The sequence below is a fragment of the Ramlibacter paludis genome (assembly GCF_022012305.1).
Classification (GTDB): domain Bacteria; phylum Pseudomonadota; class Gammaproteobacteria; order Burkholderiales; family Burkholderiaceae_C; genus Ramlibacter; species Ramlibacter paludis.
In genome coordinates this window covers 295,357-310,271 of record NZ_JAKLTM010000002.1, presented here as the reverse complement: position 1 = coordinate 310,271, position 14,915 = coordinate 295,357, and the positions used below count along the sequence as shown (strand labels likewise).

Here is a 14,915-nt window from a genome sequence, read left to right as displayed (position 1 = left end):
GAAGCAACTGGCAATGGCCGCAGTACACCCCAGCTCCGCCCTGGCCGACGCCGCGCCGGCGCTGCTGGACGCCCCGATTTCCGCACCGCGCCGGCCATCGCCGGCCGAGCGCACCGCCTGGCTCTACACCGCGGCGCTGCAGCCGCCCGACGAAGCGCAGCGGCTGGCCGACCTGCGTGCCTTCGGCATCCTCGACACCGATCCCGACGACGACTACGACCGGCTGGTGCAGCTGGCCACCGTGCTGTGCGGCGCGCCCATGGGCGCGCTGACCTTCGTCGACGGCCAGCGCCAGTGGTACAAGTCGCGCGTCGGCGTGCCGGTGCAGCAAATCGCGCGGGACAAGGGTTTTTGCGCCCACGCCATCCTGGAGCCGGACCGCGTGCTGGAGGTCCCGGACGTGGCGCGCCTGGGCTGGGCCGACCCGCAGCCCTGGGGCGCGCAAGGCCCCACGCTCGGTTTCTATGCCGGCGTGCCGCTGCGCGCGCGCGACGGCAGCGCCATCGGCACGCTCTGCGTGATGGATTCGGTGCCGCGCCGCCTGACCGAGGCGCAGCGCGACGGCCTTTCGAAGCTCGCCAAGGCCGTGGCCAGCCAGCTGACGCTGCGCCGGCAGCTGCGCATCGCCACCGAGACCGACCGCCTGACGGGCCTGCCGAACTGGTTCCACTTCGAGCACGAGTTCGACCACGGCAAGCCTTCGTGCGGCATGGTGTGCTTCGTGCGGCTGAAGACCATCAACCAGATCAACACGGCGCACGGCTTCCGCGTGGCCGACGGGCTGATCAAGCAGACTGCCGACCGCCTGCGCGAATTCAGCAAGGAGGGCGCCTTCATCGGCCGCATCAAGCGCGGGCTCTTCATCCTGTTCTTTCCCGAGGCCAGGCCGGAGCGCTTCGCGACCGAGATCGTGCCGCGGCTGTCCAGCAGCCTGGGCGAGCCTTATTCGGTGAACCAGCTGTCGCTGGTCTGCCCGGTGAACCTCGGCTTCGCGTCCTATCCCGACGACGGCAAGACGCTGGACGAGGTGGTCAACGCCGCGGACACCGCGCTGCAGGTCGCAATCGAGCGCGAACAGTCCATGGCCTTCTTCGACCGCAGCGTCGACAACGTGCTGAGCACCCATTTCCGGCTCGAGCCGCAGCTGCGGCGTGCGCTGGAGCAGAACGAGTTCGTCAACTACTACCAGCCCAAGGTGGAACTCGCCACCGGCCGCATCGTCGGCGTCGAGGCACTGGTGCGCTGGATGGACCCGGGCCGCGGCCTGGTGCCGCCGGGCGAGTTCGTGCCGGCGCTGGAAACCACCAACCTGATCGGCGACGTGGCGCAGAAGATCATGGAGCGCGCCATCGCCGACTGGAAGGGCTGGCGCGACGCCGGCCTGGTGGCGCCGCGGATCGCGGTCAACGTGGCCGCGGCGCAATTGCGCAACGACGACTTCGTGCAGTCGCTGCAACGGGCGCTCGCGGCGCTGCAGGGCGACCCGGCGGCGCTGGGCATCGAAGTGACGGAAAGCATCCTGATCTCCAACATGGAGCGCGCCATCGAGGTGCTGCAGCAGGTGCGCTCGCTGGGCATCCCGGTCGCCATCGACGACTTCGGCACCGGCTATTCCTCGCTGGCGTACATCGTGACCCTGCCGATCGACGAGCTGAAGATCGACCGTGCCTTCGTCAAGAAGATCACCGCCGATGCGGCGTATGAAGGGATCGTGCGCACCTGCGTGTCGCTGGCGCGCGGCCTGAACCTGAAGGTGGTGGCCGAAGGCGTGGAGACGCAGGCCCAGGCGGCGGCGCTGCGGGGGCTGGGCTGCGACCAGGCGCAGGGCTTCTTCTACAGCCCGCCGGTGCCGGCCGAAGATCTCGTTCGCATGTTGAAGGCCGGGCCCTTCGAGATGTGACGCCACCCCCGGTTTCCCGGGGATGGCACCTCCCTCAGACGATCTTCACCAGCTCGAACAGCACCGTCGGCGGCAGTTCCGCCGTCAGCTGTTCGCGTCCCACCTTCGGCGTCTCGAAGCGGTCGAAGCCGCTGAGGTGGAACGAAGGCAGTTCGCGCGTGATCTCCACCAGCGGGCAGCGGTCCTCGCCGCCCAGCACTTCCTGGCGGAAGGCCGCGATGTCGGCGGGCCGGATGTCGTACGCGGTCACCAGCACGTTGGGCCGGCTGTCGGCGATGACGGACTTCGCGGCGACGGTGTCGGCGGCGGCCACGGCATCGATGCCCATCTTGCGCAGCGCATCGACCGCTTCGCCGCGGATGCGGTCGTCCTGCGAGATCACCAGCACCCAGGTGTCGCGCAGCGGCGCGGCCTGGTTGCTGTCGTCGGTGAGTTCCAGGCAGGCCATGCCCTCGGTGCTGAGGAAGGTCTTGGGGAAGTCGATCGTCAGCAGCGCGGCGCCGTCCTCGCGCGAACGCGTGACTTCGAGGCTGGACGAGGCGGCGATCTGGCGCAGCATCATCCAGTGCAGGCCGTCGTTCAGGCGGCGGCCGCGCGGGCGCACGGTCCAGCCGACGCCACCGGCATGCGGGGAAGAGGGCGGGGGCGTCTTCACGCGCACCTTGAGCTGCGCCGGGCCGGGCCACTCGGAAGGCACCAGCGTGATCGTCATCTCCTTGCTGAAGCTCAGGCCCCAGTCGAGGATCGCGTTCAGCAGGCTGATCGCCACGGGCGGGTCCAGCAGCACGTCGACCGGCTGCAGCTCGGAGCGCACCGCCGCGGAAGCGGCTTCGACTTCGGACTTGCGCTCGTCCAGCACGTGCCGCACGAGTTCGGCCAGGTCGACGCGCTCGCGGGCCTGGCGGATGCGGCCGCTGGCCAGGCGCGTGATCTGCTGGGCGCGCAGGCTCGTGGCGCGCAACTGGTGCATCGCATCGCTCAGCGCCTTGGCTTCGCTGCGGCGCAGGCGCCCGGCGCCCACGAGGTAGTTCAAGGCGCGCAGCAGCAGGTTGCTGCTTTCGACCGCCTGCTCGGACAGCGCGGCGACCAGGTTCGGCCACTGCTGCGTCATCGACCAGGGCGCGTTGGGATCCACCGGGGCAAAGCTGCCGGCGCCGTCGGACCAGCGGCGGCCGGTGGCCGGCGCGGCGGCAACGGCCGCGGGCGCCGCCACTTCCTCGGCCAGGGCCTCGCGCTCGACGAGCGAGAGGGCGGGGAAATCAAGGGTGTTGCTCATGGCGAATCTCCGGTGGTCCGTTCTGGGGTCAGCGCGGCGCGCGGGCCGAGCAGGGTGCACTGGTGGGCGCAGTAGTCCACCAGCGCGTCGATCTCGGTGGACTTGTCGAAGACGGCGTCCACGCCGAGCTGGGCGCAGCGCTTGCGCACGCCCGCATTCACGTAATTGCTGAAGACGATGACCTTCTGCTCGGCCCGGGCGCGCTGCACGCGCTGGACAAGCCGGATCCCGCTGCCGCCCTTGAGGAACAGGTCGACGATCAGCATGTCCCAGCCGGTCGGGTTCTGGGCCACCCAGGCCATCGCGCCGTCTTCCGACACGCTGCCCCCGACGACCTTCACGCAAGTCAGCTCCTCGAGGGCGCCCACGAGGTTTTCATGGATGTCCGCGTTGTCTTCGACGACAAACACTGCAAGTTGCACGGGAGCTCAATCGGTAAGGTTCGGTGTCAAGGCGTTAGTGAGGCATTCTGGTGGCGCGGCTGCTGGGTCCATTCGGATGGGCTCGCGTTTGCTTGTAGGAGCGAACCTACCGCTGCCCCCACGCGGAGGCGCGGCCACTTAAGATGCCGTCAACACCTGGAAACAATGGATAGAGCAAGCGCCCACGGCAACCTGCTGCAACTCGTCGAACGCAGCGCCTTCATCGGCTTCTGGCAGCTCGATGCGAAGAACGGTCGCCTCTACTGGTCGGATCAACTGGCACGCCTGCACGGTGCGCCCCCCGGTTTCACGCCCACCTTCGAGCACGCGCTGGAGCACTACGCGCGCGAGCACCGTGCCGACCTCGAAGCGAAGGTGCGGGCCTGCCAGCAGGACGGCACGCCCTTCGACGTGGAGGTGCAGGTGGACACGCTGCAGGGCCGCCGCCTGTGGGTGCGCTGCGTCGGCCAGCCGCTGCGCGACGAGAGCGGCGCCATCACCGGCGTGGAGGGGCTGGTGCAGGAGATCGCGCCCGCCGGCTACGAACACGGCACGCTGCTGCGCCACACGGTGAGCATGGGCGGTGCCCTGGGCAGCGGCGAGGCGTTCGCCACCATCGACCGGCAAGGCCGCATCAGTTACGTCAACGAACAGGCCGAGCAGCTGCTCGGGCTCGACGACGAGAGCCTGATCGGCCGCAAGATCTGGAGCTTCTTCCAGAAGCGCGTGCGGCTGCAGCTGGAAGAGAAGATCCGCCACGCGCTGGAGCAGCGCCGCCCGCTGGAGCTGGAGGAGCAGGACGCCCAGCTGCTCCACTGGCTGGAAGTGCGGGCCTTTCCCTTCGGCGCGGGCATGGCGCTGCACATGCGCGACGTCACGCCGCGGCGCGAGGCGCAGAAGCACCTGATGCTGCTGGAGGGCAGCATCGCGCGCTTGAACGACATCGTGATCATCACCGAGGCCGCGCCTTTTCGCGCGCCCGGCCCGCGCATCGTGTTCGTCAACGAGGCCTTCGAGCGCCGCACCGGTTACACCAAGGAGGAGGTGATCGGCCATTCGCCGCGCTTCCTGCAGGGCGCGGAGACGCAGCGGCCGCAGCTCGATCGCATCCGCGCCGGGCTGGAGCAGTGGGAGCGCGTGCGGGTCGACCTGATCAACTACACCAAGAGCGGCGAGCCCTACTGGGTGGACCTGGACGTGTCGCCGGTGTGGGACGAGTCGCGCCGCCTCACCCACTGGGTGGCGGTGGGTCGCGACATCACCGAGCGCAAGACGGCGGAAGAGAAGATCCAGTACCTGGCCTTCTACGACCCGCTCACGCAGCTGCCGAACCGGCAGCACCTGCTGGACCGCTTGAACCAGGCGGTGGGCGACGGCATGGCGCACGAAGGCGCGCTGATGTTCATCGACCTCGACAACTTCAAGGTGCTGAACGACACGCTGGGCCACCAGAAGGGCGACCTGCTGCTGCAGCAGGTGGGGCGCCGCCTGCGCAACTGCGTCGCCAAGGGCGACCTGGTGGCGCGGCTGGGCGGCGACGAGTTCGTGGTGCTGATCGAGAACAAGCCCGACAAGCCGCTGGACCCGTTGAAAGCCGCGCAGGTCGTCAGCCAACGCATCCTCGAAGCGCTGGGTGAGCCTTACGTACTACCCGGCTACCTGCACCACAGCACCTGCAGCATCGGCGTGACGCTGTTCGGCAAGCTGCCTTCCAGCGTCAGCGAGCTGCTGAAACAAGCGGACCTGGCGATGTACCAGGCCAAGGCCGCGGGCCGCAACGCGGTGCGCTTCTTCGATCCCGAGATGCAGGCGGTGGCGACGGCCAATGCGACGCTGGCCGCGGACCTGCGCCAGGCCTGGCGCGAGAACAATCTGCGGGTGGAGTACCAGCCGCAGGTGGGGCCGGACGGCGCGATGGTGGGCGTGGAGGCGCTGCTGCGCTGGGAGCACCCCGAGCGCGGCATCGTCAGCCCGGCGCAGTTCATTCCGACCGCGGAGGAAACTTCGCTGATCATCCCCATCGGCCACTGGGTGCTGGAACAGGCCTGCGCGCAGCTCGCGGCCTGGGCGCACCGGCCGGAGCGCAAGCACCTGGCAATCTCGGTGAACGTGAGCGTGCGCCAGTTCCGCCATCCGGAGTTCGTCAACGACGTGATCATGTCGGTCGCCAAGGCGAACATCGGGCCCGGAAAGCTCAAGCTGGAGCTGACGGAAAGCCTGCTGGCCGACGGCCTGGATGCCACGGTGGCGAAGATGCGCAACCTGAAGGAGATGGGCGTCGGCCTGTCGGTCGACGACTTCGGCATCGGCTACTCCTCGCTCTCCTACCTGAAGCGCCTGCCGCTGGACGAACTCAAGATCGACCGCGAGTTCGTCAAGGACATCCTCACCGACCGCAACGACGCGGCGATCGCCAGCACCATCATCGGGCTGGGGCACAGCCTGGGGCTGCAGGTGATTGCGGAAGGCGTGGAGACCGAGGAGCAGCGCGAGTTCCTGGCGCGCCTGGGCTGCGACCGCTACCAGGGCTTCCTGTTTTCGCGGCCGCTCACCATCGAGAAGCTGGAGGAGCTGATGTCCCGGCTGGCCGACGGCGCCGGCTCGCTTACACCGGAACCATCTTCAGTGGCGTCGTGACCACCGCGCGCGGCATGCGCAGGATGATGTTGCTGCCGCTGCGGATCAGCTCGACGCCCTCGACGTCCGCCAACGCCTGGACTTCGGGCCAGGACAACGGCGCGTCGCCGGATTCGTGCAGCTGCGTGAACACGCCGTCGGGCATGGCCTGGTAATCCACGGCAACCACCGCGTGCGTGGACGAGAGTTCGGTTCGCACGACGATTTCGCCGGGCGCCGCGGCCGCATCCACGAGGGTGAAGATCGCGCCCGGCAGCAGGAAGCGCAGGGCGAAGCGAGACACGTCGAACTCTCCATCACCGAGTTCGGTGCGCAGGTCGAGGCCGCGGAAGTTGAGGCTGGTGGACAGCAGGCGCACGCATTCGTTCACGCCTTCCTGCAGGTTCACGCCGTCGTCTTCCGAGGGCTGCATCCAGGTGGACACGTCGACGCAGGTCGCCACCGCCTGGCGCGAGAGCCGGTTCAGCTTGGAGACCATGGCCTGCAGGTCGTCCTGGCTGATCGTTCCGCGTTCCAGCCGCGCGCTCAGCGCCTCGGCCACCATGCCCAGCGACTGCAGCGGCACCACCATGTCGTGGCGCAGCGGCGGCGCGAGCCGGCGCAGGATGTCGTGCCGGGCCGCCCGGGCCAGGCTGCGCTGGCGCTGCGGAGCCGGGTCCGTTCCGGGCGCCGGCGCGGGGCCGGTGGTCGCGATGATGGGGTGGTCGATGGCCAACACTGCTTCGATGATTGATTTCAGGATGACGGGAGTCTGTTCCCTGCCTCATGCCAAAAATGTCAGGTCCTGCGGGGGAGCGATGTAGGAAGAGGGAGGCTGAGCCCGCACGCCTTCCCTACGTCTCCTCTTGCAGCTCGAGGCCGGCATCACCGCGCAGCGCGAAAGCCGTCATGCGGGCGCCGCGGTCGACGATGTAACTCTGGTCCTGCCTCAGCACCACGTCGCGCGGATCGCCGTCGTGCGTGATCCAGACTTCGCCGCTGCGGCAATGAACCACCATGCGGCCCTTGCCCATCGGCAGTTCCCGCAGGCGGCCCGCCTTCACGCCGACGGCGAGCAGGCGCCTGATGCCCGCCGGTGCCGGTTGCGGACGGTCCTCGCGCCCGAGCAGGCGCGTCATGAAGTTGGCGGGGTGGAAGAGGGCGGTCAGCATGGGCGGGATGATGCGAGCACAGCCATGCGCTCTGCCGTAGGACGGTGGCGGCCACTGCTGTAGGTCCGCCATGTGCAGGCGGGGCCTTCCGTTCTCAAGGGCCAAAGCGCGCTCCCGCATCGCGTTGCCGTCCTACAGTCGCGCCCTAGCCCAGCCGCCTAGATTTGCGCGATCACGAGGGAAGAAGACATGAACGAGAGATTCGCGCGGCTGGGAGAACGCATCGGACACGGTGCGCATGCGACCTGGGGGGCCATCCGCCGCCATCCATGGAAGACGGTGCTGGCCGTGCCGCTGGCGGTGGTGGTGTACGTGGCGGCCCTGATCCCCTTCACCCCCAGCATCGGCGACATCAAGAAGTCGAAGCAGGAGTCGCCCAGCGTGGTGCTGTCGGCGGACGGCAAGGAGCTGGCGGTGTTCAAGCGCGCCAACCGCGACTGGGTGAAGCTTTCCGACATTTCGCCCAAGGCGGTGGAAGCGCTGCTGGCCACGGAGGACAAGCGCTTCTACGACCACCACGGCATCGACTTCACCCGCACCGCGAAGGCCGCCCTCAACACCTTCAAGGGCGACGTGCAGGGCGGCTCCACCATCACGCAGCAGCTGGCGCGCAACCTGTATCCGGAGGACGTGGGCCGCGAGCAGACCATCACCCGCAAGATCAAGGAGGCCATCACGGCGCTGAAGATCGAGGCGGTGTACAGCAAGGACGAGATCCTGGAGAGCTACCTCAACTCCGTCTCCTTCCTCTACAACGCGTGGGGCATCGAGATGGCCGCGCGCACCTACTTCGACAAGCCGGCCAAGCAGCTGAACGAGCTGGAAGCGGCCACGCTGATCGGCATGCTCAAGGGCACGAGCTACTACAACCCGGTGCTCAACCCCGAGCGCGCGCGCGAGCGGCGCAACACGGTGCTGGCGCAGCTGGTCAAGGCCGACAAGCTGAGCGAAGGCGACTACGAGAAGCTGAAGGCGCAGCCGCTGAAGCTGAACTTCGAGCGGCAGCCGGAAGTCCTGGGCCCCGCGCCGCACCTGGCCGAGTACCTGCGCCGCTGGCTGCTGGAGTGGGCCGACAAGCACGACTACAACATCTATGCCGATGGCCTGGTCGTGAAGACGACCATCGATTCGCGCCTGCAGGAGTTCGCCAACGAGGCCGTCAAGCGGCAGGGCGAAGCGCTGCAGGCCGTGGCGGACGTTGAATGGAGCCGCTCCAGCGCCGGCAGCTTCGGCACCGATCCGCAGAACTACGTCGCCCAGCGCAGCAAGTCCGCGGCCTTCGACTACTTCTGGGCCACGCACAAGGACCTGCTGGACGAATACGTGCGCGAGTCCGCCGAGTTCCAGAACCTGCGCCAGCAAGGCAAGGATGCCAAGGACGCGTACGCGGAACTGGTGGCCGACAGCCGCTTCATGGCCGAACTGAAGAAGCAGAAGACCACGCTGCAGGCGGGCTTCCTGGCGATCGAGCCTTCCACCGGCCACATCAAGGCCTGGGTGGGCAGCCGCGACTACGCCGACGACAAGTTCGACCACGTGCAGCAGGCGCGCCGCCAGCCCGGCTCCACCTTCAAGCCCTTCGTGTACGGCGCGGCCTTCGAGATGGGCCACCAGCCGACGGAGACGCTGATGGACCAGCCGGTGGCGATCCAGATCGACAGGAACCAGGTCTGGCGCCCGGGCGACATCGAAGGCGCGCCCACCAACATGCCCATGACGCTGCGCGACGGCCTGGCGAAATCGAAGAACACGATCACCGCGCAGCTGATGATGCAGGTCGGCCCCTCGCGCGTGGCCAGCCTGGCCCGCGCCATGGGCGTGCGCCAGAGCAAGCTCAACGAAGTGCCTTCGCTGGCCCTGGGCACCAGCCCGGTGACCCTGAAGGAAATGGTGACCTCGTTCAGCACCATCGCCAACGGTGGCGCCTACATCCAGCCGACGATGATCCTCGCCATCGAGGACCGCCAGCACAACCAGCTCGAAACCTTCGCGGCCCCGGCCTCCGAGCCGGCGCTGTCCAACCAGGCGGCGCAGACGCTGCTGGACGTGATGCGCGGCGTGATCGACGGCGGCACGGCCGCCGGCCTGCGCCCGCGCTTCCAACTCACCGGCGACCTGGCCGGCAAGACCGGCACCACCCAGGACAACACCGACGGCTGGTTCATCCTGATGCACCCGAACCTGGTGGCCGGCGCGTGGACCGGCTTCAACGACAACCGCGTGGCCATGCGCAGCAGCTACTGGGGGCAGGGCGCGCACACCGCGCTGTTCCTGGTGGGCGATTTCATGCAGCGCGCGCAGAAGGCCAGCGTGGTGGACGCCAAGGCACAGTTCTCGGCGCCGCGCCTGAAGGACCAGGAGCAGTCGATCCTGCAGGGCGCCAAGGACTGGTGGAACAGCGTGTTCAACACGCCGCCGGCCAACCCGGACAACCCCGAAGTCGCGGCCATGCCGCCGGTGAAGATCGATCCGCCGGTGCTGATCCCCGCGCCCTCGAGCATGCCGTCGTCCGCTGCTGCCGCGCAGGACGTGGTGCCGCTGGAAAGCACCCGGCCCAACCCGAACGTCACTGCCAATGCGCCGGTGCTGGTGGACCCGCAGCGCGTGCCGGCCTTCCCGCGTCCGCTGGAGACGGCCCGGCCGGCCGAGACGGTCCCCGGCACGCAGGTGTATCCGGTGCCGCAGGCGAGCTCGCGGAATTACGACACGGTGCCGAGCGCGCCGGCGCGCGTGGCGCCCACCGCGCCGTCCACGCCCCCGGCCACCGGCAGCACGTCGGCGATGGGTGCCCCGAGTTCGCCGCCCGCCACGACCTATACGCCCGCCCCGGCAGCGCCCGCCGCTCCCGCGCGCGAAGCTTCGCCCAGCGCGGCGTTCGAGCGCGCCACCGCGCCGACGGCGACCGAGCCCACCGGCGCGGCCACCGGAAGCGCGCAGTAAAGCGCGCGGGCAAGAAAAAAGGCCGGGAAGTCCCGGCCTTTTTCATTGGATCGCTGGCTTAGTGATCGAGGTTCTTGCCCGTCAGGTCTTCCAGCTTGTCCTTGGTGGCTTCCTTGGCGTCGCCCAGGTCCTTCTGCAGCTTGCCTTCCTGCTCCTGCGCGTGGCCGCGGGCTTCCAGGTCGCGGTCGCCCAGGGCGCGGCCCACGTGTTCCTTGATCTCGCCGGTGGCTTCCTTGGTGCGGCCCTTGATCTGGTCCTTGTCCATTCGTTTGCTCCTTTGCAGTTGGTCGATGGTTCTCATCTTGGGCCACGCAATGGGGGATTGAAGTGCCGCGACGCCGAGTTGGCCGTGCGCCACGTCCTACATCGTGCTTTCGCGGGCTGGCTGAGCGGGACTTGCTATAAAGCCGACACGATGAAGTTGCGGGTGCCGCGTGTGTTGTTGCTGGTGGTGTGCGCAGAGCTCACTGCCCTGGCCTACTACCTGATCCTTTTCACCAATTTCGGGAACGTGTACCTGGGCCGCAGCTACGGCGGCACGCTGGTGACCCAGGCGGTGGCGGTGCTGGCCATCTTTGCCTGCGTGGAAGTGATGCGCACCGAGAAGCTGATGCCCTTGCGGGCATTGGCGGGCGCCCTGGGCGCGCCGCTGGCGGCCGCGACCCTGCTGATGTTCTGGATCGGGCTGCGGCGCTACCTGCAGATGTGAGTCGCGTGGCATGCTGGTTGCTTGGAAGCAGGCACGATGAAAGCCTTGCCCCGGTCGCCCTCCGAGCTGCGGGGCGCGCTCGTGTCCATTTTCCCCGCGCTGCCGCGTGACTTCGGCGAGCAGGGCGAGTCGGTGTTCGAGGACGCGGGTCCGACGTACCAGTCGGTGCTGCGGGACTTCGCAGCCTTCTTCGCCCGCGACGTCGCCCATTCCAGTGACCGGCAGCTGGCGCGGCTGGCGGCGCTCGTGGCGGGGGCGCTGGAGACACCCGATCCGCTGGGTGTCGCGATGCAGGAGTGCTTCGTCGACGAACTGCGGCAGCTCAAGGTCCTCCAGCGGCTGGAGCCCTTCCTGGCGGCGGCGCGGAAGTGAGCGTCATCCGCATCGCGTCGGTCATTCACGGCGACCCGGCGATCGCCCGCCAGATCCATGCCGTGCAGATGCGCGCCTATGCGCAGGAAGCAGCGCTGCTGGGGGCCACCTGGTTCCCGCCCCTGGAGCGCACGGTGGAGGACGTGCAGTCCTCGAAGGAGCATTTCCTGGCCGCTCGCGCGGATGGCCGGATCGCCGGCGCCATCGGCGTGGAGCCGGATCCCGAAGGCCTGGGCATCACCATCGCATCGCTGGTGGTGGATCCGTGCTTCCAGCGCCAGGGCATGGGCCGGAAGCTGCTGGAGGCCGTGCTGGCCGCGCATGGTGACGCCGGGCTCACGGTGCAGACCGGCGCGCGCAACGCACCGGCACTCGCGCTGTACGAGGCGAAGGGCTTCGTGGTCACCCGCCGCTGGCTGGTGGGCCGCGAACCCCTGGAACTGGTGAGGCTGCGGCGCCTGCCGGATTAAAGTGGGGGCATGAACCAGCCCGCCCTCGCCACCGTCGAAATCAAGGCCTTCGTTCCCGCGCGGGACTTCGCGCGCTCGATGGAGTTCTACCAGGCGCTCGGCTTCACGCGCGCCTCGGTCTTCGAGGGCATCGCCTACTTCCATTGCGGCGCGTCCAGCTTCCTGCTGCAGGACTTCTACGTCCGCGAGCATGCGGACAATTTCCAGATGCACCTGCTGGTGCGGGACGTCGAGGCCTGGCACGCGCAGGCCAGGCCGGTGGCGGAACGCTTCGGCGTGCGGGTCGGCGAGCCGCAGGACCAGCCGTGGGGCATGCGGGACTTCGTCCTGTTCGATCCGAGCGGGGTGCTGTGGCGCATCGCGCAGAACCTGCCGGTGCCGCCGGTCGGCAGGGAGTGAGCCGGCCCCCGCGCCAGGGGTGACGACAGTCCGCGCAGCGCATACAGTCGCGCCATGCAGCTGATCGCCAACATCGTCGTTGCCCTCGTGGCCTTGCTTCACGCCTACTTCCTGGTGCTGGAGATGTTCCTCTGGGACAAGCCCGCCGGCCTGCGCGCGTTCGGCCAGAGCCTGGAGCAGGCGCAGGCCTCCAAGGTGCTGGCAGCCAACCAGGGCCTGTACAACGGCTTCCTGGCCGCGGGCCTCGTCTGGGGCCTGACGCTGGGAACCGCCGGCTTCGGCGTCAAGGTGTTCTTCCTCGCCTGCGTGCTGGTGGCCGGCCTCTACGGTGCGGCCACCGCCAGCAGGAAGATCCTGTTCGTGCAGGCCTTGCCCGCGGCGGTGGGGCTGGCCTTGCTGCTGCTGTCCTGACGGGGCGCGCATGTTCGCCGGCCACGTGGGCGTTGCGCTGGCGATCGGTCGGGTCGAGCGGCGCGTGAACGTCGGCGTGCTGGCCCTGGCGGCGCTGGGCTTGGATCTCCTGCTGTGGGCCTTCGTGCTGGCGGGCTGGGAGTCGGTGGTGATTCCGCCGGACTTCGCCAGCCGCCACCAGCCACAGTTCACCTTTCCCTGGTCGCATGGGATGCTGCCCGCTGCGGGCTGGTCATTGCTTGCAGGGGCATGGGCCTATGCCGGCCTCTCGAAGCCTGCGGGACGGGCCGCAGTGTGCGTCGCCGCCGCGGTGTTCTCCCACTGGTTGCTGGATGCCCTCGTGCACGTTCCCGAGATGCCGCTGGCCGGGGCCGGATCCCCCAAGGTGGGCCTGGCTCTGTGGAACGCCATGCCGGTGGCACTGGGCCTGGAATCGCTGGTCGTCGTCGCGGGCTTGTGGCTGTTCCTCTCCGGCGCCGGCCTGTCACGCGCCAAGGCCGCAGGCCTGGTCGGCTTGTGCGGCAGCGTGCTGGCCATGACAATCGCCGGCATGACCGTCGCGCCGCCTCCGCCTTCGGCGGCGGCCATGGCGGCGAGTTCGCTGGGGGCGATCGTGGTGGTCGTCGCGTTGCTGGCGTGGCTGGGAACACGAAGGCGCTGAAGCAGGGGGAAAGCATGGGAACCTTGGACGACGAGATTCGACGGCACCTCGAAGCGGCGGCTGCGTCGGGCGAACTCCGGGCGGCGCCCAGCTATGGCAAGCCCCTGGCCCGGCCCGAGGGTTGGGACGAAACCCCCGAGGAGTTCAAGCAGTCGTTCAAGATCCTGAAGGACGCAGGGTTCGCACCTCCCGAGGTCGCGCTGTTCCACGAACGCGCACGCCTGCGCGGCCTGGTCGGGGAAGCGATGACGGCCGCAGAGAAGAATGCATTGCTGCAGCAGCTCAGTGCGCTGGAGCAGAAGATCGCCTTGCGACTGGAAGCCATGCGCACGAGCGCTTCCCTGTGAGCGCCGTGCCCCAGCTCCTGCCCGAGTCCATCCTCACCCCCCGCCTGCGCTTGCGCCGCCCGGTGGCCGCGGACGCCGCCGCGCTCTTCGCTGCCTACACGCAGGACTCCCGCGTGTGCCGCTACATGATCTGGACGCCGCACGCGTCGGTGCGCGTCACCGAGGACTTCATCGCGTCCTTCCGCGTGCATGCAGCCTGCGACGTCGAGAACCGGCCCTCGCAGCGCGCGCTGGAGAAGGCCGGCTTTATGCGCGAAGGGCGGCTGGAACGCTTCACCGTGCACCCGAACATCTCGCCCGAACCGCGGGCCTGCTACATGTACGCCCGATGCCGCTGAAGCCTTCGCTCCCCGTCCCCGGCCTGCTGCAGGACGGCGCGCAGATGGTCGCGCACATCCGCCACTCGCACGGGATCAAGGCGACGATGGCGGTGCTGGCCCTGGCGGACCGCTATCCGCAGTGGACGCCGGAGTTCTGGAAGTCAGCCCTGGCCCGCGCCCGGTGGGATGCCGAGCCAAGGACGCGCGAGCGCGTGGCCGCGCCCACAGCCGACGTGCCGCCGGCCCGGGCCAGGACGATCCTGGCCCGCAACGTCGTTCCTTACAGCTATTCCGCCGTGCGCAGCTGGGCGGCGCGGGACGGCGGCGGCGCCGTTGCCGCCTGGTATCTCGAACAGGCCTGCGCGGATCCTGGCTACCTCGGGCATCGCCTGTCCATCCTGCTGGCCTTCCTGGTCTCCTGGCCCGTCTACGCGCAGACGGAGCACGAAGGACTCTGGCTCGACCGCCTCTGCGAATACCTGCTCGCCTGCGGGTTCGAGCCGCAGGCCGCGGCCGCGGATGGCCCGGCGCCGCAGCTCGATGCGGTGCTGGGGGACGTGCTCGAGCGCCCGGGCTTCTTCGGCCACCACGCGATCACGCTGGCCTGGACGCTGCGCCTGCGCGACCAGCTATCACGCACCCAGTTCGGCAATGCGCTGCGCTGGGCCGCCCACGCCGCCGCAACGACCTATGACGACGCCGAAGACAACGTCGTCGTCACGGCCTCGCAAGACACGCCATCCTCCCCCGCCGCGCTGGAGCAGGCCTTGCAGCGCCTGCTGACCGCCGGCCAAGCCAACATCCACCTGCTCACGCTGGCGGATGCCATCGCGCTGCTGTGGGACCATGCTTCCGACGCCCAGCGGCCTTACCTGCTGGCGCTGGCCTCCTCCACCTGAA

At 68.9% G+C, this 14,915-nt stretch carries 17 protein-coding genes; 12 read left to right on the top strand and 5 right to left on the bottom strand.

Translation table 11 applies throughout. The features are described from left to right. Positions 1-13 precede the first annotated feature (13 nt). Entirely contained in the window at positions 14-1,900 is a 1,887-nt protein-coding gene (locus LZ009_RS08190; protein WP_275697416.1) for a putative bifunctional diguanylate cyclase/phosphodiesterase, read from the top strand. A 34-nt stretch (positions 1,901-1,934) separates the two neighbouring features. Here the strand turns inward: LZ009_RS08190 and LZ009_RS08185 are convergent, their stop codons facing one another. Together LZ009_RS08185 and LZ009_RS08180 are read right to left on the bottom strand one after the other, a co-directional pair. Then, complete coding sequence (locus LZ009_RS08185; protein ID WP_275697415.1) at positions 1,935-3,176, bottom strand: histidine kinase; 1,242 nt, start codon at positions 3,174-3,176, stop codon at positions 1,935-1,937. After that, on the bottom strand, positions 3,173-3,598 hold the full coding sequence (locus tag LZ009_RS08180; RefSeq protein ID WP_275697414.1) for a response regulator: 426 nt from the start codon (positions 3,596-3,598) through the stop codon (positions 3,173-3,175). The genes LZ009_RS08185 and LZ009_RS08180 overlap by 4 nt, the downstream gene beginning before the upstream one ends. Positions 3,599-3,763: 165 nt before the next feature. Here LZ009_RS08180 and LZ009_RS08175 point away from each other — a divergent pair, with 165 nt between their 5' ends. Beyond that, positions 3,764-6,235: a sensor domain-containing protein gene (locus LZ009_RS08175; RefSeq protein ID WP_275697413.1), complete on the top strand. Its 2,472-nt coding sequence runs from the start codon at positions 3,764-3,766 to the stop codon at positions 6,233-6,235. Here the strand turns inward: LZ009_RS08175 and LZ009_RS08170 are convergent. Both LZ009_RS08170 and LZ009_RS08165 read right to left on the bottom strand, forming a co-directional pair. Next, complete coding sequence (locus LZ009_RS08170) at positions 6,204-6,950, bottom strand: sensor histidine kinase (RefSeq protein WP_275697412.1); 747 nt, start codon at positions 6,948-6,950, stop codon at positions 6,204-6,206. The two genes, LZ009_RS08175 and LZ009_RS08170, sit on opposite strands and share 32 nt — an antisense overlap. 118 nt (positions 6,951-7,068) lie before the next feature. Then, on the bottom strand, positions 7,069-7,386 hold the full coding sequence (locus tag LZ009_RS08165) for a DUF2917 domain-containing protein (RefSeq protein WP_275697411.1): 318 nt from the start codon (positions 7,384-7,386) through the stop codon (positions 7,069-7,071). A 189-nt stretch (positions 7,387-7,575) separates the two neighbouring features. On the opposite strand from LZ009_RS08165, the gene LZ009_RS08160 reads away from it, so the two are divergent. Then, the gene (locus LZ009_RS08160) at positions 7,576-10,326 is read left to right on the top strand and encodes a penicillin-binding protein 1A (protein ID WP_275697410.1); all 2,751 of its coding nucleotides are present in this window, start codon (positions 7,576-7,578) and stop codon (positions 10,324-10,326) included. Between the two features lie 58 nt (positions 10,327-10,384). Here LZ009_RS08160 and LZ009_RS08155 read toward each other — a convergent pair whose 3' ends face one another. Further along, entirely contained in the window at positions 10,385-10,591 is a 207-nt protein-coding gene (locus tag LZ009_RS08155; RefSeq protein WP_275697409.1) for a CsbD family protein, read from the bottom strand. Positions 10,592-10,741: 150 nt separating this feature from the next. Here LZ009_RS08155 and LZ009_RS08150 point away from each other — a divergent pair, with 150 nt between their 5' ends. Genes LZ009_RS08150 through LZ009_RS08110 form a run of 9 tightly spaced genes read left to right on the top strand, consistent with a single transcriptional unit; the run spans position 10,742 to position 14,914 of the window. Beyond that, positions 10,742-11,035 (top strand): hypothetical protein, encoded by a 294-nt coding sequence (locus tag LZ009_RS08150; protein ID WP_275697408.1) that lies wholly within the window; start codon positions 10,742-10,744, stop codon positions 11,033-11,035. A gap of 36 nt (positions 11,036-11,071) precedes the next feature. Next, a complete protein-coding gene (locus LZ009_RS08145) occupies positions 11,072-11,407 on the top strand; it encodes a hypothetical protein (RefSeq protein ID WP_275697407.1) in 336 nt (111 codons plus the stop codon). After that, a complete protein-coding gene (locus tag LZ009_RS08140; protein WP_275697406.1) occupies positions 11,404-11,877 on the top strand; it encodes a GNAT family N-acetyltransferase in 474 nt (157 codons plus the stop codon). Before LZ009_RS08145 ends, LZ009_RS08140 begins: the two co-directional genes overlap by 4 nt. A 9-nt stretch (positions 11,878-11,886) precedes the next feature. Then, positions 11,887-12,276, top strand: a complete 390-nt coding sequence (locus LZ009_RS08135; protein WP_275697405.1) for a VOC family protein — start codon at positions 11,887-11,889, stop codon at positions 12,274-12,276. 54 nt (positions 12,277-12,330) lie between these two features. Continuing rightward, the gene (locus LZ009_RS08130) at positions 12,331-12,687 is read left to right on the top strand and encodes a DUF1304 domain-containing protein (protein WP_275697404.1); all 357 of its coding nucleotides are present in this window, start codon (positions 12,331-12,333) and stop codon (positions 12,685-12,687) included. 10 nt (positions 12,688-12,697) lie between these two features. Further along, entirely contained in the window at positions 12,698-13,348 is a 651-nt protein-coding gene (locus tag LZ009_RS08125; protein WP_275697403.1) for a hypothetical protein, read from the top strand. Positions 13,349-13,362: 14 nt separating this feature from the next. Continuing rightward, entirely contained in the window at positions 13,363-13,695 is a 333-nt protein-coding gene (locus tag LZ009_RS08120) for a DnaJ family domain-containing protein (protein WP_275697402.1), read from the top strand. A 5-nt stretch (positions 13,696-13,700) separates the two neighbouring features. Next, positions 13,701-14,033 (top strand): GNAT family N-acetyltransferase, encoded by a 333-nt coding sequence (locus LZ009_RS08115; RefSeq protein ID WP_275697401.1) that lies wholly within the window; start codon positions 13,701-13,703, stop codon positions 14,031-14,033. Next, positions 14,024-14,914, top strand: a complete 891-nt coding sequence (locus LZ009_RS08110) for a hypothetical protein (RefSeq protein ID WP_275697400.1) — start codon at positions 14,024-14,026, stop codon at positions 14,912-14,914. The genes LZ009_RS08115 and LZ009_RS08110 overlap by 10 nt, the downstream gene beginning before the upstream one ends. Position 14,915: the final 1 nt, after the last annotated feature.